The 18390-nt window shown below is 63.7% G+C and carries 21 protein-coding genes and 4 tRNA genes; 14 read left to right on the forward strand and 11 right to left on the reverse strand.

What is annotated here, in order from left to right; all coding sequences use genetic code 11:
• Positions 1 to 12 precede the first annotated feature (12 nt).
• Entirely contained in the window at positions 13 to 510 is a 498-nt protein-coding gene (locus AU198_RS22855; protein ID WP_064350860.1) for a DUF1990 domain-containing protein, read from the forward strand.
• Between the two features lie 128 nt (positions 511 to 638).
• On the forward strand, positions 639 to 1340 hold the full coding sequence (locus AU198_RS22860) for a GAF and ANTAR domain-containing protein (RefSeq protein ID WP_064350861.1): 702 nt from the start codon (positions 639 to 641) through the stop codon (positions 1338 to 1340).
• A gap of 12 nt (positions 1341 to 1352) precedes the next feature.
• On the opposite strand, the gene AU198_RS22865 is transcribed toward AU198_RS22860, so the two are convergent.
• Together AU198_RS22865 and AU198_RS25970 are read right to left on the reverse strand one after the other, a co-directional pair.
• A complete protein-coding gene (locus AU198_RS22865) occupies positions 1353 to 2219 on the reverse strand; it encodes a L,D-transpeptidase (RefSeq protein WP_064350862.1) in 867 nt (288 codons plus the stop codon).
• A gap of 228 nt (positions 2220 to 2447) precedes the next feature.
• Complete coding sequence (locus tag AU198_RS25970; RefSeq protein WP_082691166.1) at positions 2448 to 2939, reverse strand: hypothetical protein; 492 nt, start codon at positions 2937 to 2939, stop codon at positions 2448 to 2450.
• A 352-nt stretch (positions 2940 to 3291) separates the two neighbouring features.
• Here AU198_RS25970 and AU198_RS22870 point away from each other — a divergent pair, with 352 nt between their 5' ends.
• Entirely contained in the window at positions 3292 to 3693 is a 402-nt protein-coding gene (locus AU198_RS22870; RefSeq protein ID WP_197416200.1) for a phage holin family protein, read from the forward strand.
• On the forward strand, positions 3690 to 4019 hold the full coding sequence (locus AU198_RS22875; RefSeq protein WP_064350864.1) for a DUF3618 domain-containing protein: 330 nt from the start codon (positions 3690 to 3692) through the stop codon (positions 4017 to 4019). Before AU198_RS22870 ends, AU198_RS22875 begins: the two co-directional genes overlap by 4 nt.
• A 12-nt stretch (positions 4020 to 4031) precedes the next feature.
• Here the strand turns inward: AU198_RS22875 and AU198_RS22880 are convergent, their stop codons facing one another.
• Positions 4032 to 4439 (reverse strand): pyridoxamine 5'-phosphate oxidase family protein, encoded by a 408-nt coding sequence (locus tag AU198_RS22880; RefSeq protein ID WP_064350865.1) that lies wholly within the window; start codon positions 4437 to 4439, stop codon positions 4032 to 4034.
• A 177-nt stretch (positions 4440 to 4616) separates the two neighbouring features.
• Between AU198_RS22880 and AU198_RS22885 the strand changes: the two genes are divergently transcribed.
• Positions 4617 to 4910 carry a hypothetical protein gene (locus AU198_RS22885; protein ID WP_064350866.1) on the forward strand — a complete coding sequence of 98 codons (294 nt, stop codon included), beginning with the start codon at positions 4617 to 4619 and terminating at the stop codon, positions 4908 to 4910.
• A gap of 53 nt (positions 4911 to 4963) precedes the next feature.
• On the opposite strand, the gene AU198_RS22890 is transcribed toward AU198_RS22885, so the two are convergent.
• Positions 4964 to 7693 carry a helix-turn-helix transcriptional regulator gene (locus AU198_RS22890; RefSeq protein ID WP_064350867.1) on the reverse strand — a complete coding sequence of 910 codons (2730 nt, stop codon included), beginning with the start codon at positions 7691 to 7693 and terminating at the stop codon, positions 4964 to 4966.
• A gap of 245 nt (positions 7694 to 7938) precedes the next feature.
• Positions 7939 to 8013: transfer RNA gene (locus AU198_RS22895), tRNA-Val, on the reverse strand.
• A 303-nt stretch (positions 8014 to 8316) separates the two neighbouring features.
• On the opposite strand from AU198_RS22895, the gene AU198_RS22900 reads away from it, so the two are divergent.
• The 4 genes from AU198_RS22900 (at position 8317) to AU198_RS26330 (ending at position 9949) form a co-directional block, all read left to right on the forward strand.
• Positions 8317 to 8389, forward strand: a tRNA-Gly gene (locus AU198_RS22900).
• 27 nt (positions 8390 to 8416) lie between these two features.
• Positions 8417 to 8487: transfer RNA gene (locus tag AU198_RS22905), tRNA-Cys, on the forward strand.
• 14 nt (positions 8488 to 8501) lie between these two features.
• Positions 8502 to 8576: transfer RNA gene (locus AU198_RS22910), tRNA-Val, on the forward strand.
• 869 nt (positions 8577 to 9445) lie between these two features.
• Positions 9446 to 9949, forward strand: coding sequence for a hypothetical protein (locus AU198_RS26330; protein ID WP_156431723.1), 504 nt, complete (start codon positions 9446 to 9448; stop codon positions 9947 to 9949).
• A gap of 276 nt (positions 9950 to 10225) precedes the next feature.
• On the opposite strand, the gene AU198_RS26335 is transcribed toward AU198_RS26330, so the two are convergent.
• From AU198_RS26335 to AU198_RS26340, 3 genes are all read right to left on the reverse strand, one after another.
• Positions 10226 to 10585, reverse strand: a complete 360-nt coding sequence (locus AU198_RS26335; protein WP_156431724.1) for a hypothetical protein — start codon at positions 10583 to 10585, stop codon at positions 10226 to 10228.
• Positions 10586 to 10704: 119 nt separating this feature from the next.
• Positions 10705 to 10986 carry a hypothetical protein gene (locus AU198_RS22920; RefSeq protein ID WP_064350869.1) on the reverse strand — a complete coding sequence of 94 codons (282 nt, stop codon included), beginning with the start codon at positions 10984 to 10986 and terminating at the stop codon, positions 10705 to 10707.
• A 148-nt stretch (positions 10987 to 11134) separates the two neighbouring features.
• Complete coding sequence (locus tag AU198_RS26340; protein WP_156431725.1) at positions 11135 to 11299, reverse strand: hypothetical protein; 165 nt, start codon at positions 11297 to 11299, stop codon at positions 11135 to 11137.
• Positions 11300 to 12554: 1255 nt separating this feature from the next.
• Here AU198_RS26340 and AU198_RS22930 point away from each other — a divergent pair.
• Together AU198_RS22930 and AU198_RS22935 are read left to right on the forward strand one after the other, a co-directional pair.
• Positions 12555 to 13025, forward strand: coding sequence for a DUF6197 family protein (locus tag AU198_RS22930; RefSeq protein WP_064350871.1), 471 nt, complete (start codon positions 12555 to 12557; stop codon positions 13023 to 13025).
• A 1373-nt stretch (positions 13026 to 14398) separates the two neighbouring features.
• Complete coding sequence (locus AU198_RS22935; RefSeq protein WP_064350872.1) at positions 14399 to 14671, forward strand: WGxxGxxG family protein; 273 nt, start codon at positions 14399 to 14401, stop codon at positions 14669 to 14671.
• Positions 14672 to 14806: 135 nt separating this feature from the next.
• On the opposite strand, the gene AU198_RS22940 is transcribed toward AU198_RS22935, so the two are convergent.
• Together AU198_RS22940 and AU198_RS22945 are read right to left on the reverse strand one after the other, a co-directional pair.
• Positions 14807 to 15469 carry a hypothetical protein gene (locus AU198_RS22940; RefSeq protein ID WP_064350873.1) on the reverse strand — a complete coding sequence of 221 codons (663 nt, stop codon included), beginning with the start codon at positions 15467 to 15469 and terminating at the stop codon, positions 14807 to 14809.
• Between the two features lie 155 nt (positions 15470 to 15624).
• Positions 15625 to 15933 carry a hypothetical protein gene (locus tag AU198_RS22945; RefSeq protein ID WP_064350874.1) on the reverse strand — a complete coding sequence of 103 codons (309 nt, stop codon included), beginning with the start codon at positions 15931 to 15933 and terminating at the stop codon, positions 15625 to 15627.
• Positions 15934 to 16255: 322 nt separating this feature from the next.
• Between AU198_RS22945 and AU198_RS22955 the strand changes: the two genes are divergently transcribed.
• Positions 16256 to 16681 carry a hypothetical protein gene (locus AU198_RS22955; protein WP_064350876.1) on the forward strand — a complete coding sequence of 142 codons (426 nt, stop codon included), beginning with the start codon at positions 16256 to 16258 and terminating at the stop codon, positions 16679 to 16681.
• A gap of 19 nt (positions 16682 to 16700) precedes the next feature.
• Here AU198_RS22955 and AU198_RS22960 read toward each other — a convergent pair whose 3' ends face one another.
• A complete protein-coding gene (locus AU198_RS22960; RefSeq protein WP_064350877.1) occupies positions 16701 to 17054 on the reverse strand; it encodes a helix-turn-helix transcriptional regulator in 354 nt (117 codons plus the stop codon).
• Between the two features lie 76 nt (positions 17055 to 17130).
• Here AU198_RS22960 and AU198_RS22965 point away from each other — a divergent pair, with 76 nt between their 5' ends.
• Positions 17131 to 17619, forward strand: a complete 489-nt coding sequence (locus AU198_RS22965) for an SRPBCC family protein (protein WP_064350878.1) — start codon at positions 17131 to 17133, stop codon at positions 17617 to 17619.
• Between the two features lie 89 nt (positions 17620 to 17708).
• A complete protein-coding gene (locus AU198_RS22970; protein WP_231744764.1) occupies positions 17709 to 18377 on the forward strand; it encodes a Clp protease N-terminal domain-containing protein in 669 nt (222 codons plus the stop codon).
• The last annotated feature ends 13 nt before the right edge of the window (positions 18378 to 18390 follow it).

The raw sequence follows: 18390 nt of genomic DNA on the forward strand, positions 1-18390 counted from the left end.
AGGGTAGCGCGGGTGAGGCTCAGCGATCTCGCCGCGCTACCGCTGACGTATCCCGAGGTGGGCGCCACCGCCGGCGAGCTGCCGGCCGGTTACCGACACGTGCACAAGACGGCCGTCATCGGTCATGGTCGCGACCGCTTCGAGCAAGCCGCGGCGACCGGCTTGCGGTGGGGAATGCTGCGCGGTGCGGGGGTGCGAGTCGAGGCGACGACGGAGGTCGCGGAGGTCGGCTCGGAGGTCCTCGTACACCTGGGTCCGATCGTGGCGCCGTGTCGCGTGGTCTACGTCGTCGGCGAACACCATGCGCGCGGGTTCGCCTACGGCACCCTGCCCGGTCACGCGGAGTCGGGCGAGGAGCTGTTCCTGGTCCGCCACGACCCGGCTACCGACGAGGTGTCCGCCGTGGTCACGGCGTTCTCTCGGCATGCCACCTGGTGGAGTCGCCTCGGGGCACCGGTGACATCGTTGGTTCAGCGAGTGGTCACCGACCGGTATCTACGGGCGTTATAGCCCGCGGACTTGCGGCGCAGGCGAGAATGAACTGTCGGCGATTTTTTCGTCGCCGATAATTACGATCGTCCGCAACGCCCACAGTGGGCCTGGGCGCGTAGTCTGTAACGACCTGTGAAGGACCTCGAATGGTGATGGCGAAGGAACCCGACGAACGCGAGGACACGCATCTGCGCCTCGCAGAGCTGGTCCGGGAGCTCTACAGCCGACCCGATGCCGACACCGTGATCGCGGAGTTGGCCGAACACGCGGCCGTGGAGATTCCTGGAGCCCAGTACGCCGGCATCACCGTCACCCGCAAGTCCAACAGCGTCGAGACCCCAGCGGCCACGCATATGTACCCCATGCTGCTGGACAAGATCCAGCAGCGTCACCAGGAGGGTCCATGCCTGACCGCGGCGTGGGACAAGAAGGTCGTCTACGTCGCCGATCTGCAAACCGACGACCGATTCCCGCGCTATCGCCAAGACGCGTTGGCAGAGACGCCGATTCGCTCGATCATGGCGTTTCAGTTGTTCATCGAGGACGAGACGATGGGCGCGCTCAACGTCTATTCAGAGGAACCCGACGCCTTCGGTGACCAGGCCCGGAGCCTGGGTTTGGTATTCGCCGCGCATTCGTCGGTGGCCTGGAATGCCGCTCGCCGCGACGAGCAGTTCAAGCGCGCCCTGGCCAGCCGCGACACCATCGGACAGGCCAAGGGCATGATGATGGAACGCTACGGCGTCGACGCGGTGCAGGCTTTCGACCTGCTGCGCAAGCTTTCTCAGGATTCCAACGTGCCGCTGATCAAGATCGCGAAGGAGATCGTCGACCAGCCGCGCCCCTGAGCGCGCACCGTGTCAACGAGAGATCACTCGCGGAACCTCCGGGTTCGCCGGCTCCACCCGCGGCCGTGGCACCTCGATGTTGTTCTCCTGCACCAGAACCGGATCTCCGACCTTGACGTGTTCGAAGTACCACTCGGCATCTTCGGGGCTGAGGCTGATGCACCCGTGGCTGACGTTCTCGTACCCCAGTGAGTTGATCGCCCACGGTGCCGAATGCACGAAGATGCCGCGCCTGGTGAGCCGAACCGCCCATTCCACGTCGAGCAGGTAACCGTCGTCGGCGGTCACGGGTATGCCCACGCTGCTCGAATCCATTTTGACGTCGCGGTCTTTGGCCAACACGGGGAAGGTCCCCACGGGCGTCGGGTACTCAGGCCGGCCCATGGACGCCGGGAACACCCCGGGCTCACCGAAGAAGGGCCGGTGGTGCGGCGAAGGGAGTTTGTCGGGTGGGACGCCGTCGATGGTGACTGTGAAGGTGTGATCGGCGATATTGGCGACGCCGATAACCGCGGCACCGGTCGCGATATTCGTCTTGAAGCCTCCGACAGACAACGCGATAGTGCTGTGGGCGGGCCAGAACTCGTCGGGGGACCAATAGACGGTCTTGGCGTCGAGCCAGTCGAATGTGCCCGTCATCGGTGGCGTCGAGGTGATATCGAGTAGCCGCTCGGCCGCATCCCTGTCGACGACGGAATGCTTGAACGTCACCACGACGGGGTGGGCGATCCCGACGACCTGACCCTCGGCAGGCAAGATGGAGGCAATGGAGCTTCTCACCGCCTGACTAGCGGCCGCCGAACCTTCTCCGGCCGGCCCCGCCACCACACTGGTAGCGATGACGACGGTGGCAAGAACACACCGAAGTACAGCACGCAATCTTGGTGCCTCCCTTGAAATTACAACGATGTCAATAATGGTAGGTCAGCTGGCGCGCTTTATGACCAAGAGCGCGTAGGCAATTCGATTAAGTCTCCATCACGGTTAGGCCACGACGTCTACCGTGTCGGTGCCTACCCTGAATCCCTTGCTGGTCAATAGATTTGGCCCGGCAGCGAGACTTACTCGCCGCCGGGCCAAACCGGAGGGACTATCCTCGGTGGACCGTCAGGTCACCGGCCCAGGCGGAGTGGGCTGACCCGGCACGGGCGCTCCGGGCGCCGGCGGACGGGATGGGTCTCCCTTACCCTTTCCGGCCAGCCCGCCCATCTCCGTGAGCGGAGCGCCGACCACCGCGGGAGCGCCGCCCACGATCGGAGCCCCGGCCACTGGCGGCACCAGCGGCGGGGGCACGAGCGGTGGCACCAGGGGCGGCGGCACCAGAGGCGGCACCAGTGGCGGCGGCACGACGGGTGGCACCAGAGGCGGTGCGACAGGCGGCGGGCCGGGAAGTGCCATGGGCACGCCGGCCATGTCGGTCAGTGGAGCACAAACCGGCGCCCCCGGCGCACCGGCAGGCGCAGCCCCCTTCGCCGAGTCCACGCATTCGTATCCGCCGGCTAGCGCGGCCGGACTCAGTGCGATCGCCACTCCGATGGCCGCACCGATCAATCCAGCCCCCACAGCTGCCGCGATGTTGACTCCTCTAAAGGTCGTCATCGACGTTGATCCCTCCACTCACGCTCACACTTTCGTTCAACCGAGGCAGCAGACCTTGCATGCCGTACCGAGGTCGTGTCCATACGACCGCGTTAATATCAGCAGGCAGTCGCCAGAGACACGCCACGCCGCACCGCGCCGTTTCCAAATGGTGACCGGTTCGGCATGGTAGAGCCGCGTTGTAAGTCGGCGGCGGCTTCAATCTCGTTCTCACCTGCGGTTCTGCTGCGTATCACAGGCCCGCACAGATCACGATCGCGAGATGCATTCATAGCAAGCTCAGGGTTTCGGCCCCATTGACCACGGGCATCACTGTCGCGACAGGGCAGGACAAGGCAGAGGTTGGTATGTGATGACGGTGGAATCGAAACCTACCGCCGACGCGTCGGTCGGCGAGTTGATGAGCCAGTTGTCGACGCAGACGTCGCGGTTGATCCGCGATGAAATGCGCTTGGCGCAGAAGGAATTTCAGGAATCGGCCAAGCACGCCGGAATCGGCGCGGGCTTGTTCAGCGCGGCTGGGCTGTTGGCCTTCTTCGGCGCGGCGACGTTGATCGCCGCGGGCGTGGCGGCGCTATCTCTTGTGCTGCCGGTGTGGGCCGCGGCGCTGATCGTCGCGGCAGTGCTGTTCGCGATCGCAGGTATCGCGGCACTGCTGGGACGCAAACAGGCGCAAGAGGTCACCCCAGCGGTGCCGAAGACCGTCGAGACCGTCAAAGCCGACATCCAGGAATTAAAGGACGCACGGTCATGACCGCACCGACTCCACGCCCCGAGCCAGGACCCGATGCCGGGGTCGACGACATCCAGGCCGACATCGAGCAGACCCGCCACGAACTCGGCGAGACGGTCGAGGCGCTGCAGGCCAAGTTGGATGTGAAGACGCGCGCTAAAGAAAAGGTCGAGGAGACCAAGGAGCACGCCAAAGACAGGGCGGTCGAGACCAAGGAGCGCGTCGTCGAGAAGGCGGACACGCTGCGGCATACGGCCACCGACAACCCGAAGAAAGCGGTGCCGGTCGCGGCGGTCGTCGCCATCGTCGCGGTGGTCGGGATCATCGTGTGGCGACGCAGGCGCTAGACCAGCTCTCCGCTACGAACCGAAACGGAACCGACGCCCGGTGACACGTCGCGGAAGCACGCGGACGTAGTGGTCTTTCGTGTAGGCGGTCCACGGTAAAAGTTGCGCCCGCTCGGCTTCCTCGAGGTCGTCGTCATCGCGAACCGTGCGGGCGACACCCCGGACGATCACACTCCAACCCTCGGCGACGTTGTGATCATCGGCCTCAAAGAGCACTTCGCGGTTGACCGCCGTGCTGACCAACTTGGTGCCCTGCGCCGTGCGAAACAGCAGCGTCTTGCGCTGGACGACGAAGTTCACCGGAAAAATTTCGGGAATCCCGTCAGCGCTGGTGACGAGGCGCCCCAACGACACGCTGCCCAACAGGCTCCAGCATTCGCTTTCGGCAAGGATCTCGCCGGGCGGCTTCTCTTCAGACATGACGACTCGCTCGCTTCGCGCCGATGGCTACAGGCATGGTGCGAGTCTAGGGAGGTGAGGGGCCGTAGCGCGTGCCGAGGGAGGTGCGGCGTGGTCGGTCGGGCCGCGCGCTCTGAACCCTCGAACTAGGGGTATCTCCCGATTCCTTGTCATCCGGTTCCGCATAGCGTGCGGGACATGGATGCTTCGGTGGGTTGCGCTTCGTGCTATTTCGCAGAGTGGTATCTGGCGAACTTGTCTCAGGACGCGGTGGAGCGCCTGGTTACGAGGCTGCAGGCGGCATTGGAGACCAGCGACGGCGAGATCAGTGTCGTGCGCCTCGTGGGTGCGGTGGCAGTACCCGAGGACGAGGTCTTCTACGGCGTGTTCGCGGCGGCGTCGCCGGAGATTGTCACCGAGGTGTGCGGGCGTATTGGGATGCCGCCGGGACGGCTCACGGCCAGTGTGGGAGCGTGGTTTGCGTCGGCTTGATGCAGAGGATCGGCGCGCGCACTTCGTCTGTCGACCTCGAGTCCGCGCCGGTGCTAGCTATGGGGGGCCATACGCCTGCCCAGTTCAGCGCGGGTGCGGATACCCAGCTTGCGGTAGACCCTACTCAGGTGGTGTTCCACCGTTTTCGCGCTGATGAACAAGGTCGATGCGATGTCACGGTTGGTCATTCCGGTAGCGGCCAGTTCGGCGACTCGCTGTTCGGTTGAGGTGAGTACCGATTCGCCGGCGCGGCTGCTCTTGGCGCGGGACAATTCGGCACGCGTGCGCTCGGCCCATATCGACGCGCCCGTGTCTTCGAAAGTCTCCAGCGCTTCTCGGAGGGTATCTGCCGCTGCCTCTTTCAGACGCTGGCGCCGCTGCAGCTGACCGAGCAGTAACCGAGTGCGCGCAAGTTCAAATGGCATCGAAGTCCGTTCATATTCCGCAAGCGCCTCACGAGCATGTTTTTCTGCCTCGGTCAGAGCACCCTTCGTCGCAGCGAGCATTGCTCGACAGCGCAGGGCGGCCGCAATCATCCAAGCGCGGTCCAGACGGCGTCCATTGCTCTCCAACAGATCGATTACTGCTGCAGCGTCTGTGACGTTGCCCAGGTTGATCATCGCCTCGGCGGCGTAGGGCGCCCACCAGGCCGTTATCAGTTCTGTACCCGGCGGTGTCGAGCCCAGGCACGCCAGAGCCGGTTCGAAATGACGCATGGCCTCGGCATGGTTGCCAAGCGACACCTCGAGAAACCCCAAGATCATGTGCGGCCAATTCTCAACCCCCGGCGCTCCGCATCGCCGTGCAGCGACCAGAGCGGAGTGCGCGGCATCGCGGGTTTCTTGCTCGCGACCGGTGAAGGCCGACACGGCGGCAGTGACGGTGCCCGCAATGGCCAAGGGGTGGTCCCCGCCGAGTTGTTGGGCGCGTTGCATCGAATCCTCGGCGATTCGTGTCGCCTCCGCAAAGCGGCTCTGCCAGATCTCCATCAGGGTCGCGTGGATGGCGATGAACAGGATCTCGCTATCGGAACCACGCTCTTCGCAGGAGCCCCGCAACGACTCGGCATAGGCACGGGCGGCGTCGAATTCCCCGGCCCACGACAGCACCTGGAGTGCGGCAGCTCGTGCACACAATGGCACCGGCGCGTCGCTGCTCTCATCGTCCAGCTGCAGTGCCCGCTCAAGTGCAGTGAAGTCAATTCCATTGCCGTACAAGGCGTTCACGGTCACATATGTCGCCAGTGCTTGACTGATCAGACCGGGTTCCTCGAGAGAGTCGGCGATCGCGGTTCCCTCTGCGGCGGTGCGCAGGGCAGCCTCGTAGTGAGTGGCGGTGGCCTGTGCGAAGGAAAGCATCAGCAGAGCGCGCACCCTGATAGCGGGATGGTCCGCGGCATTGTCCAGGGCTTGCTCAAGTTGTACGGCCGCTTCATCGAACGTGTTCTCGTAGACGAGAATGCCGCCATGCAGGATCAGTGCGAGGGCTCGTAGCGGTCCGTCCTCCAACTCAACCAACGCAGGCCGCAGCACCTCTGCGGCCCGTTGGGTGTTCCCGGCACGCAGGTGATGTTCGGCCGCCCGCATTCGGCGCATCGGTGTGCCGCCGCCCAGGTTGATCACAAGTTCAAGCAGTTCGGCCGCGGCCGCAGGTGCGCCGCGATGCCGAGTCGCCTCGGCTGCTGAGTCCAGAGTCGCGAAAGTCGCCTCGTCGGCAGTCGTGGCGGCAAGTGCGAGATGGCGCGCTTTGAGTTCAGGATGGACTTCCACGGCCGCCAAGGCACGATGCATGGCTCGGCGACTGGCCGCAGAAGCCTCGCTGTACACCCCGTAGGCGAGCAAGGGATGCGTGAAGCGCACCCGGCTGCCCTCTATTTCGACGACGCCATCGGATTCGACGGCTTCGAGTACCTCCACAACGTGTTCGACGGTCGAGTCGGTGACCCGGGCCAAGAGATCGACAGTGGGCGTCGCGACAGACGCCGCGGCTAGCAAGACCCGCATCAGGTCCCCGTCGAGTCGCCCGACGCGCATGCGTACCAACTCGGCCAGGGTGGCGGGTAGACCCCGGCCGGCGGGCGGCTCGCTCCCGTCCATCACACGAGCGAGTTCGAGAGCATAGAACGGATTGCCGCCCGATATTTCTGTAATTCGCACGAGCACCACGCGGCTGAAGGAATGCCCGATTCTCTGCAACAACAACTGATGTAGGGCACCAAGACTCAACGGCTGCAGTCGGATTCGTGCCATCTGCTCGGCGCTACCCAAGGTCAGCCACTCCTCCGCACGGCCCTGCCCAGGATCGCAGCGTTCGGTGAATAGCACACCGATGCGGCCGCGTAGACGGCGGATGACGAAGCCGAGCACCACGCGGCTGGATGCATCCAGCCACTGCACGTCATCGATCGCGACCAGCAGCGGTGCGGCCCCCGCGAGGTGTTCGAGAAGCGTGCCCACGGCGGCGGCTACGACGCGGTGATCGATGGGTGGACCGTCGCCGTCTGCACGCAAGAGGACCCGGTTCACGGCAAGTTGCTGGAGCCTTGGCAATTCGTCGATGGTCGCGGTGTCGATGTCGGCGAGCAGATCTGCCACAGCGGCGTAGGCCAGCACCGACTCGGTCTGATGCCCGCGTGCGGAGAAGACCCGAAAGCCCCGTCGCGATGCGGCATCCAGGACATTCAGCCAGGCGGTGGTCTTACCGATACCCGCTTCACCCTCGACGAGGAGTCCCGCTGGCTCGATCTGAGCCGCTGTGAGAAGCCGTTCAGCAGCCTGCTGCATCGCGGGACTTCCCCCAGCCGCCATAGGCCACATAATCGCAGCATCGTTGCTGTTCGCGCAGGCCAAACCTCGAACGGAGGACAGCTCGAATCGCCGCGCACGAGACCGAGCCCTTCCCAGTCAACCGACGAATCAAGACCAGCTCAGGGCGCGACCTACCGGTGATGTGCGGCAACGCCCTCGGAGGGCAGCACTGAAGGGCAACCGCCGTGTCGAGCTGTGAAACAACGAGTGCACTTTGCTCTTGGTGGTCCCGGCTGGGTTCGAACCAGCGACCTTCCGCGTGTGAGGCGGACGCTCTCCCACTGAGCTACGAGACCGGAGAGTCGACGACCGAACGGTCGAACGACGTCGAACACTAGCACGAACAGCATCGCGGCCCGAATCCACCGGCGGGAATCAGCCACGTCGGCTTGGTGATTTCGGTCGGCCCCGCAGGGTTGCCGGCCGATGGTCGCGCGATGACGGCTCGAGGGCGCAGATTCTTCGTCTCACGCGAGCCGTACCAGCTGTTTTGAGATGTGAACGGCCAGCGACGCACGGGCGAACGTCGGGATTTGTGCAGCTACACTTTGGTGGACTATCGTCGTCCTTCGCGACGGGCGACGAGTCGTTCGTGGCGCGCGGATGTAGCGCAGTTGGTAGCGCATCACCTTGCCAAGGTGAGGGTCGCGGGTTCGAATCCCGTCATCCGCTCGAAGGTGCAGTGGCATCAACCCCAGCGGTGGAGTGGCCGAGTGGTGAGGCAACGGCCTGCAAAGCCGTGCACACGGGTTCGATTCCCGTCTCCACCTCTACGAAGGTTTCGGCGCGATTAGCTCAGCGGGAGAGCGCTTCCCTGACACGGAAGAGGTCACTGGTTCAATCCCAGTATCGCGCACCAACATTTTCCGCAGTTCAAAGTCATCCTTAATTGTCAGAGCGGGCTACATGCCCAAATGTGCCCAATCGACACTCACGGGTTGCCGGAACGTCGCGGCGTCGCTGTCGCGCACACCACCCAGGTGACCTGCACGATCTGACGGCGTCGGCGAATTGGCGCAGAGCTAGAGGAAGTCAAGACCCGGACGGATAGTGCGAGCGTTCTTACTCAACCCGGCTTAGCCTCAAACTGCTCCGCTCTTCGTTCCGTCACTTGCTCTCCTGGGTAGCGGGCCGAACTATTACGGTACAAACGATGGAAGTTCCGAAGGATCAGCGCGGGCTCAAACGGCTCGCTGCCACAAACAGTGTTGACAACAGCACTACCCAGCCCCGGCGGGGCTCGGCAACGACAATGACGGCGTCACCGACATTCAGCCACCACCCGAGTGACACCCGAATTTGAATTGAGGCGGAGCCTGGCTCGCCTAGTGTGCGGATCGCGTCGCCAATGATGTGGGCCCGCCGCGTGCGAGGCGTCGCAACGCGAGGTCCGAGCCGTTCCCGGCGACGACGCGCTGTGCGGGCGCAGCGGCGGTGGCACCTGCCCCGACACGCGCAATCGCACAGCTCCTCCGGATCGATTGTTTCCGGGTGTTCGGGGATGCAGAGGACCGGCCCGCCGCATCGCTGACACGGTTTGCCGCTGGGTGACAGCCTTCTCCCAGGTCAATGACAATTATTTGCTGCGGTACGCAAGGAACGCTCAGAGATACCTGTTTATTTGCTGTGAGAGCTCTTGTCGGTGACGTAAATTCGTCTTGGTGTCGGCAGTTCAGACGGCGATGCTGCCACCGTTGGGAATTTCTTCATGTGGTCGAGGGGGATGAAATGAAGAAGACTGCACTCGGTCTGCTGGCGGTGGTTTCAATAGCTGGGGTGGGAGTGCTGCCGCTCGCGCCGACAGCTTCGGCCTTCCCGTCGATCACCATTCCCTTGGCTACTCCAGGTGACGACGGCGGCGGCACCGACCCCGGCAGCTGCGGTGGCGGCGGTGACGGTCCTGGCGGCGTTGGCGGCAACGGCAGCTGTTCCGGCGGCACCGAAGGCCCCGGCGGCAATCCCCCGGGCGGCGGTACCGACCCAGGCCCCAAGGCCGCCTTAGATACCGCCCGCGAGAACCTCAGCGACCTCCGGCAGGCCAAACCCAGAGACCGCGAGGCCATTAAGGACGCCCGTCAGACCGTCAAAGACGCCCGCAAAGCCGTCAAGGAGGACCGCAAGGCCGCCAAGGACGCTGCCAAGGAGGACCGCAAGGCCGCCAAGGACGCTGCCAAGGAGGACCGCAAGGCCGCCAAGAACGGCGGCGGCACCGACCCCGGCAGCGGCACGTAAAGGCCGCCCGCGCCCGCTTCGGCCAGTTGGCGGGTCGCTGGCCCGGCGACCGAAACCTGCCCGCCTCTAACGGCGGCACCGACCCCAGCCAGCACCAGAGTGAGAGCTAACGGGAGACGACTGGCGCTGGCTTGTCACTGTCTCAGAAGCGATTTGGCGTAGTCCGCGAGACAAGCACTCGTGAGACGAACTTCTGAGACAACCTGGCCTGGGGGAACGCCTTGCGGGATGCTTCTCGACAGAGGTCTCATATGTGCTCTGATTTGAGACATGCGCTTAGTCTGCGTCGTGCGGTTGTTTGGCCCAAATGATGACCTCATCGACGACGGCCCGGATGGATGGAAGGTCCACACCGGCCAGGTCGAGTTCGTGGACGACGCTTCGTACGCCGTCTGCGGTCGTGAGGGTTAGGCCGTAATGCTCTTCGGCATATGCTTTCCAGTCCACTGAGTCAGACGGTCCCTTACCTGTGGCCGTGCGACACTCAGCGACTAGCTCATGCCAACCGGGGAAAGGCCCCCTCACGTAGTCGCGTATAGCTGCAGCAGGAAGCGCGAACAGTAGATCCTCTTCGGGCACGCCGAATACCTTCGGCGGCGGGAGGCCCTTGTCCTCGAACCGCTTGATGAGTCGCACCAGTCTGACTTCTTCGCTAGACCGCTTGCGGTTCGAACGCTCCCAAATCGTCTGTGTGACAGTGGCGTTAGTGAGCACGCCAAGCTGGACGCCCAGTCGGAATGGGAACTCTCCGTCGATCAGTCCCTCCAGGTTCTCAACAGGGTGTAATCCTCGACCTCTACGCCGTCGACCTCGACTACAAGGTCTTCGGTGGACATTACGTCGGCTATGTCGACTAGCGTGCGGCCCCGGCAATACTGAGCTTGAAAGGTGCGCTGTTCGGCGCCGGTCTGCGTGAACGCGCTGCCATATGCTTGCTCAATCGCAGCCGCAGCGGCATGGGTGGCCCATGCCGTGTTTTCGTCGGCTTGCTCAAGGTCGGACCACTGTTCAAGGTCGTCGGTCTTGGGGTAAGCCATTTACTTCCCTTTAGATGTACGCCGCGCAACGGGTTCGGTGGGTCGACCTGCCCGGCGCGGGCGGAGATTTCCGCCCGCACCTCGGCAAGTTCAGCGATCAGCTCGGCCTGACGTTTGGCCAGCTCTGCGATGGTCCGCTTCGTCGTCATCAGGTGATGATGTTGTCCAGAAGGACGTACGCCTTGCGGTTCTGGATGATGCCGTCTGCGCGCTCCCAGGGCACAAACTCGACCTGGCCGTTATTCATTCGGGTGTAAGGGTTGACCACCACGGTCAGCGGAGCGACCTTGCGCCAGACGTACGCCTCGCGCACATCGCCGAGAAGCAGCTAGATCGTGACCCGTGGGAGACGCCATCCCGTGAGCTCTACTACGAGAGATAGAGAAGCGCATCATCCGCAAGAAACTCGAGGTTGGAGACTGAAGCGTTTCGTCAATCGCCTGTTTCGATCTTGCTTTCGAATGCAACTCCCAGTCATGAACCACGAAATCGCACGGACGCGGCCCGTAAGTTCAGGACATCCTTGCTGCTACCGATCTACAAGAGGTTTCTCCCAAAGAGCCGACGTCGAAGCTGGGCAGACAAAATTTCAAACAAATGCCGACGAGCTAGGGGCGGTCCTTCCGCCTCCTCAATCCTGATGTAGTGGTCCCACGCAGCCTTTGGATCGTCCCAGTCGGAATACGTGAACCAGTGCGCGAACTCCTTAGCGCGTGCGATCTCGGCGAAACTCCATCCGCCGATGAGCTCCCGGTGACAAATCTCGAAAGCCTCCTGGTACCTCTCAGTCAACCCGCCCCCTTGATGTGCCGTGGATGCGGCGCGGCTCCTATGTCGCGGCCCCAGGAAACTTACGAACGTTTGCTGTCTAATGCTACTTGCGCCATCTTGCCCATTCCAGCGTTCTTTTTGAAGGCAAACAAATGCGCTGGCCGGTCGACCGGCGAGATTAGTGAAGACCGTCCCATCCGCCGAATCGCCAGCGAGTGGATATGGGAATTCGCCGGGGAAAATCACACCACGGAGTAATCGTCTCTGCGCTGGGCTTTGGGGGCATCTTTGACGGTTTGGCGGGCGTCCGCACCGCCTCGCTGGTACGGGAGTACCGAAAGATGGTACGGCTGTACCTAATCTTTGGGCGTCTGAAGGGCTACACCCTTCTCCGGCGCTCGCCGTCGGCCGGCCTTGCCACACCCGGACCAGCGGCAGAGAGCGAAAATATACGTGAGCGTCGGGCTCGAGACTTGATGCCGTTGCGGCGGAAGGTCTGCCGGGCCGCGGGGGGTCGGCCCGGCGGACCTGTTAACCACTCTGCCGGTTCTGCCCTGGCTTGAGTAAGGGGGTTTTCCCCCGTCTTCTGACGCGGTGAATACACCCTGTGTCCGGCGATATCCATCTGCTCCACCGTTGCGCGTCGCATCGAGCAAACGCCAATACTGCCCGGCAGCGGCTCGCACCCTAGCGGCGGGGGTCGTCGTACACATGCTCGTGTTCCGGGGGGGTTAACCCCCAAAACTCGGGAGGCCAACCTCGTGTTGTCGCGCGGCGCCACTTCGTACTTTGAAGGCATGGCTGACATGAATACCGACCGGGAGGTAATCGAGGGCGCCCTGGCGCTCATCGAGGCTGACGGTGGGTGGACCCAAGGCGCCTACTACCGCGACGCCGATGGCACTCAGATACACCCGGCAGCCGACTCGCCGGGCAACTGGGTGCGGGTGCGCACCGAGCACGTCGGCGCGGGAACCTACCGGACACGCACCGAGCCGGTGGCCGCCCCAAGCAGCTTCTGCCTGGGAGGGGCGCTACGTATTGCGGCAGATTACTGGCACACAGGGCAGCCTTACGCGGTGCAACAGCAGGTCGATCGGCTGGAACTACTACTGTTGCGGCTGGCCAATTCCGCCGACGTAATGGACTGGCCGGACCTAGACGCCTTCAACGATGACGTGCACACCACCGCGGCCGACGCAGTGCTGTTGCTAAAGCACGCCGCCGCTCAGTTAGTCGACCTGCCGACAACCCTCCTTCGGCCATAAGCACGGCTTCGCAACAAGTTTCGCGAAGTCGCCACGGTTGCGGCGAAAACCGAGTACTAGCAAGTCGCCCAGAAGAGGCCGATGACCGTGAAACGCGGGCCGTCCTACTGGGAGACGAGTGCGAACTGCATGTCGCTAGGACGCGAAAACTCGCGGCGGCACGCTGACCGATGATTCGCCGTAACCCCGTCGTGGCCTACTACTCCCAGCAGGTGCTGTAGCGGACTTCGGCTGGCACTTGCGCCTGCCATGTTAGTAGCGCCGCCGCCTCTTCAAACTAGTTGTCCCCGACGGTGTAGCCGTTCAGAGAAGAACGCCTGCCCTGTGGCCTTCTCGCCAGCCTCTGTGGCGCCGAGCAATGCCAGGGTGTCCGCGACGACCGGATGAGTCGACACGCTTGAGTCGCGACGGTCCCACTCCCAACCGCCACATCACCGATAGCCCGCTCCCGCGCCCCACCACAGTGTCAGTCAAGGAAGCCTGCCCACGATGCGCCAAAGACCCCGCGTCTAACCGCATTTCAAACAGGCCACAGCCGTTCGCCATATCCAGCGCTGTCGACCGGACGACTTTCACCCCACGCACCTTTAGTTCGGGAATCATCTGCGCCGCCGGTGACAGATCATCGATAAGCACGTCGGTGCGGTCGGCGACCGCCGCGATCGACTCAACCGCTGCTGCGACACCGGTTCCTGACCCACACTTCGATGTGCGCCGAACCGTCCCGTATGCAGCACCCATGCACCGACAGTGCCGGCGCGTGAGACATGTCGACAGCCAACGCACACCAATCGTAGTCATTTGGGGCACTCCGTGACTGAGCGGTATTGCCATCGTCGCTAAGACTCAGGAGCCGAGCAAGCCGATGCCGCCTCGGCCGTCCTTCCTGGCCTCGCCGGCGAAAGTTCAGATCGGACGGGAGGCTTCCGCGCGAGGCATGGATCGGACTGATAGCGCCGACGTTGTTCCGCCCAGCCAGTGCAATGACCACTCGGGTCAGGCGACGGTCAGCGAAGCAACGCTAGCGTCTTAACGAAAGGGGATGAACCCCGCTGGCCGCCTTGCAGGAGAGGAAAGAGTCATCCTCTCCGCCGTCGCCCACTGCGGAATCCTGTGCCCTTCGTGGCCGGTGCAGAAACGGACCACACGAGAGCAGAACGCTAGTGCCGTACATCACACACATACCGTGAACTCGGCAAATCAGAGCCACACCCATCACTTAGCTGCTCAAAGAGGTTTCACTTCTGGGTTTTGGCAAAACAAGCCTCCGCAATGAGCACGTCAGCAAACCTGCTGACCGGTGACTAGAGCACCCTGGTCCCATTTCGCACGTGGCGGTCTCCCGGGGCCGACCACCTACTTAGGAGAGACAGATGCAGAAGCCACTTGTCATCGGAGCTACGACCTTGACGCTCCTGCTTGGCGGAGGTGGTATCGCCAGCGCGGACACGGTTGAAGCCCCGGCGACAACCACGACCACTCTCGCCCAAGAGCAGCAAGCCGACGACGACAGCGGCGACCACGGCCTTTGGGGTCTGGCCGGGCTGCTTGGTCTGCTTGGCTTGGCCGGTCTGAAGCGCCGCAAGGACGCCGATTATCCGGCCAACCGCGGTGGCGGAACCATCACGAACAATCCGCGCGCATAGCCCAGACACACGCAGAGAGGACCCCGTCAGCACCAAACTGACGGGGTCTCCTCCTTTTCAGGAATATGCGAATCACCTTGCATGAACACGACCCAGAACGCGCAGACCGCCGTGGGTTCCGCCACGACCGCAGCGTTAGTCCGTTTCGACGCCGTAGCCACCACGGAGATCCTTGTGTGCGGCTTTCAAGAGTTGCTTGCAGAGTTCCACCAACGCCTCGACGTCAAGTTCCGACTCATCGCCGAGCCTCTTGAGCCATGACCCTTCTTCTTGTTTGAGCTCATCCCACTGGCGCTCCGCATAGATCGCTTGTTCGTCGGTCGGCGCGAGGTCGCCTGCGGTCTGGATGAGGCGCCTCTTACATGCATCCAGTTGTGCCAGCGAGTAGCCGTGCTCCCGGAACTGGCGGTCCCACTCGTCGAGCATCAACTCCGTGAGGTCGCGGACCGGCTCCGCGGCATAGATCATCAGCTCAGCTATTCCGTCGTCCATGCCCAGCCGAACACGAAATTCATACAGTTGTCGGATGGCCTCGGCCCGCCGTTGGCTGACGCTTTGTTCGGCTCCAGCGAGCTGCTCGGCCCCGCGCTTGAGGTGCAGAGTCGCTGAGATCAGCCGCTTCAACGCCGCCTTCTTGTCCTCACCAGCCCGCTTCTCGTAGTCCAGGACCAGAGCGTGATCTCGTTCCTCTTTCTTGGTTCTCGCGTCGATGCGCTTGGTCCAGATCGCTACGGCCGCAGTCGATGTGACAGACGCGAACGGCACCAGTGTGCTCGTCACCGTGGTCGCCCAACTCATCGCATCGAGCGTCGTCGTCGAACCTGCACAGAGGCGCCCCAGGTGTGCACGTCGAAGTGGCGATTTCCCACGCCGGTCAGTCTGCCCGACTTCGCTTGAGCACAAGCAAGTTTTCGACCTATCGCTGCTATCCGGACAGCAGCTCAGCGGCCTGACTACACCATGGCGGCAACGAATGACAGCAGCGCGAGTAGCAGGATGATTATTCCGACCAGGACGCAGAACGCGCCGGTCGCGGTCAACTTCTCGGGCCGCTCTGCGTCATCGTTCAGGATGTCTCTGACTGACGTTTTCATCCGCGCGAACAGGTCTCTCCATGAGATACGCCCCAGGCCCTCTCGAGTGGCCGCCGGCTCGCGACCAGGCTCGTCGGGAACCGCGCCGACGCCGTTGCCGTAAAGCACCAGGCCGAACACGATGAAAACAGCCGCCGACATCAGAAGCACCACCGCGATCGCAATCAATTGCCGCGTTCCTCACTGAATCGAAAATCTCTCATCCGCGCCGACACGTGCCGTGACGCGAAGTCACCTGTGGTCGGTTATGAGTAAGGCTTCCCGGTGATCGCGAAGTTGAATCCGCGACCTCACGCCCTGCACCGCACTGTCCCGGCGGGGAACATCCGCGCCCGCCGCGATCAAGGCCAGCATGAAGCCGACGTCCGCCCGCCGCTGGGTTACGAGTCCGGGGGCGCTCTGCCGTCCGGTGACGGGAAAAGGCTCGGCGAGCTTGTCGCACCTACTACGCTTTGCGAAGACCGACCGGTCCTGACATCGAGGGTGGGACATGATTCGCCAACTACTCGCCGCCGCCGCGATCGCCGGCGCCGCCATCTGCGCGGCCCCGCTGGCTTCAGCTGATGACACCGACTACCCCGACACTCCGGGCCGCTACGCCTCCGACGTACCGGGCATGAACTACGACGCCCACCTCACCGGGCCGTGCTTCAACCTCGAGCGGTTCACCTTCGGACGCGGCCCCGGCGGCGAAGTCCTGCAGTGCCGCTGGATCGAGAACCAGTGGCCACCCATCCCGACCAATCAGGGCTTCTGGCAAGCCTCGTACGAACTGTTCGGCGTCCAGGACGTCGGCGCGCCCTGCCCCAAGCCTCAAGCCGCCGCCCAATCGCCCGACGGCCGCCCCATGCTGTGCCTCGGCGCGCGCGGATGGCAGCCCGGCTTCTTCACTCGTGAAGGCTTCTTCCCGAGATAGCCACACGCCGGAAAGATCGTCAGGCCCGCAACGTCTCACTCGGCGGGGTGCCGTAGGTGCGCTTGTACACACCGCTGAATCGGCCGGCGTGAGTGAATCCCCACCGCCCCGCGATCGCCATCACGGTGTCGCTGCGCGGGTCGGCTGTTTGCAGCTCACGGTGGGCTCGATCGAGTCGCACGCCCCGGAGATACTCCAACGGGGTGGTGCCCAGATGCCGGCGAAACGCGTACTGCACCGAGCGCGGCGTCACATTGACGGCAGTGGCAATATCTCTGAGTGTTATTTCCCTGTGGGCGTTCTCGTTGATGAACGTGATCGCGCGCCGCAGCAAGGCGGACTGAACACGAGCCGGGTCCACATGGTTGCGCATAGCAATTGGCGAATACCCCGACCGTGATGACCGAAACTGCTTCCGACACCTTTCGCACCCGGGGCATGATTTGCTGATGACTGATCGCATCGAAGTCCAGCGGACCATCGCCGCACCCGCAGCCGACATCTTCGCCGTGCTGACCGACCCCCAGGGTCATGTCGCGATCGACGCGACAGGGATGCTGCAGGACGCCGAGGGGGAACCGGTTCGCGCCGCCGGGGACAGCTTCGTCGTGCACATGGATCGCGAAGCACTCAACGACTTCCCCATGGGCAAGTACGACGTCACCGTCTCGATCCGTGACTTCGAGCAGGACGCCTTGATCTCGTGGACGATTCTGGGCCGCATCCGCCCGCAGATCGGCCACGTCTACGGCTATCGCCTCGAACCCGCCGCCGACGGCACGCTGGTGACGTCGTTCTACGACTGGTCGGACATCGACCAGCACTGGCGCGACGCGGGCATCTTCCCCGTCATTTCCGAGAGCGCGCTGCGCGCGACACTGGGCATCCTCGACCGCACCGTGAAACGTGGATATCCACGAGCGTCAACCACCAGTTGACGTCTTTGGTTTCGTCAACCTAGGGTTGACGCAGGACGCAGCCCGCCAAGATCACCAACCCGGTCCGGCTCGACGACCTCATCGACGTCATCAGGACCGTGCACTCCGAACCCCTCGACCAGCTCACCGACGCGGTGCTGGCGGCGGAGTCACTCGGCGAGATCGCCGACCACCTGATCGGCCACTTCGTCGATCAAGCCCGCCGCTCGGGGGCATCGTGGACCGACATCGGCAAGTGCATGGGCGTCACCAAGCAGGCCGCGCAGAAGCGCTTTGTCCCCAAGACTCCCACCGACGCCGACCTGCTCGACCCCAACGCGGGCTTCGGCCGGTTCACCCCCCGCGCCCGCAATGTCGTCGTCGAGGCCCAGAACCTCGCGCACGCCGCCGGCAATTCCGAGATCGGATCCGATCACCTGCTGCTGGCGCTGTTCAAGGATCCCGACGGCCTGGCCGCCAAGCTGCTCGTCGGGCAGGGCGTCGACTCGGATGCGGTGTCGAAGGTGGTGTCCCTGCCGCCGCGGGCCAACGGGGAGCTTCCCGCGCTCATCCCGTTCGACGGCGCCGCGAAGAAGGTGCTCGAGCTGACGTTTCGTCAAGCACTTCGCCTGGGGCACAACTACGTCGGGACCGAGCACATCCTGCTGGCGCTGTGGGAGGCCGAGTCCGACGACGGCCCCCTGCACCGCGCCGGTGTCGACAAGGACCGCTTCGAAACCGAACTCCTCGACGCGCTGCGGGCGTTCACCACGGACTGATCTCACACCCGTC

This window comes from Mycobacterium sp. GA-1199, from assembly GCF_001500045.1.
In the GTDB taxonomy this organism is placed as follows: domain Bacteria; phylum Actinomycetota; class Actinomycetes; order Mycobacteriales; family Mycobacteriaceae; genus Mycobacterium.

Coding starts and splice junctions, on each gene's coding strand:
- AU198_RS22885 (WP_064350866.1), top strand. CDS start 4,617: ATGGATGCTTCGGTGGGTTGCGCTTCGTGCTATTTCGCAGAGTGGTAT.
- AU198_RS22890 (WP_064350867.1), bottom strand. CDS start 7,693: ATGCAGCAGGCTGCTGAACGGCTTCTCACAGCGGCTCAGATCGAGCCA.
- AU198_RS22870 (WP_197416200.1), top strand. CDS start 3,292: ATGACGGTGGAATCGAAACCTACCGCCGACGCGTCGGTCGGCGAGTTG.
- AU198_RS22875 (WP_064350864.1), top strand. CDS start 3,690: ATGACCGCACCGACTCCACGCCCCGAGCCAGGACCCGATGCCGGGGTC.
- AU198_RS22930 (WP_064350871.1), top strand. CDS start 12,555: ATGGCTGACATGAATACCGACCGGGAGGTAATCGAGGGCGCCCTGGCG.
- AU198_RS25970 (WP_082691166.1), bottom strand. CDS start 2,939: ATGACGACCTTTAGAGGAGTCAACATCGCGGCAGCTGTGGGGGCTGGA.
- AU198_RS22860 (WP_064350861.1), top strand. CDS start 639: ATGGTGATGGCGAAGGAACCCGACGAACGCGAGGACACGCATCTGCGC.
- AU198_RS22935 (WP_064350872.1), top strand. CDS start 14,399: ATGCAGAAGCCACTTGTCATCGGAGCTACGACCTTGACGCTCCTGCTT.
- AU198_RS26330 (WP_156431723.1), top strand. CDS start 9,446: ATGAAGAAGACTGCACTCGGTCTGCTGGCGGTGGTTTCAATAGCTGGG.
- AU198_RS22955 (WP_064350876.1), top strand. CDS start 16,256: ATGATTCGCCAACTACTCGCCGCCGCCGCGATCGCCGGCGCCGCCATC.
- AU198_RS22965 (WP_064350878.1), top strand. CDS start 17,131: ATGACTGATCGCATCGAAGTCCAGCGGACCATCGCCGCACCCGCAGCC.
- AU198_RS22940 (WP_064350873.1), bottom strand. CDS start 15,469: ATGAGTTGGGCGACCACGGTGACGAGCACACTGGTGCCGTTCGCGTCT.
- AU198_RS22920 (WP_064350869.1), bottom strand. CDS start 10,986: ATGGCTTACCCCAAGACCGACGACCTTGAACAGTGGTCCGACCTTGAG.
- AU198_RS22960 (WP_064350877.1), bottom strand. CDS start 17,054: ATGCGCAACCATGTGGACCCGGCTCGTGTTCAGTCCGCCTTGCTGCGG.
- AU198_RS22880 (WP_064350865.1), bottom strand. CDS start 4,439: ATGTCTGAAGAGAAGCCGCCCGGCGAGATCCTTGCCGAAAGCGAATGC.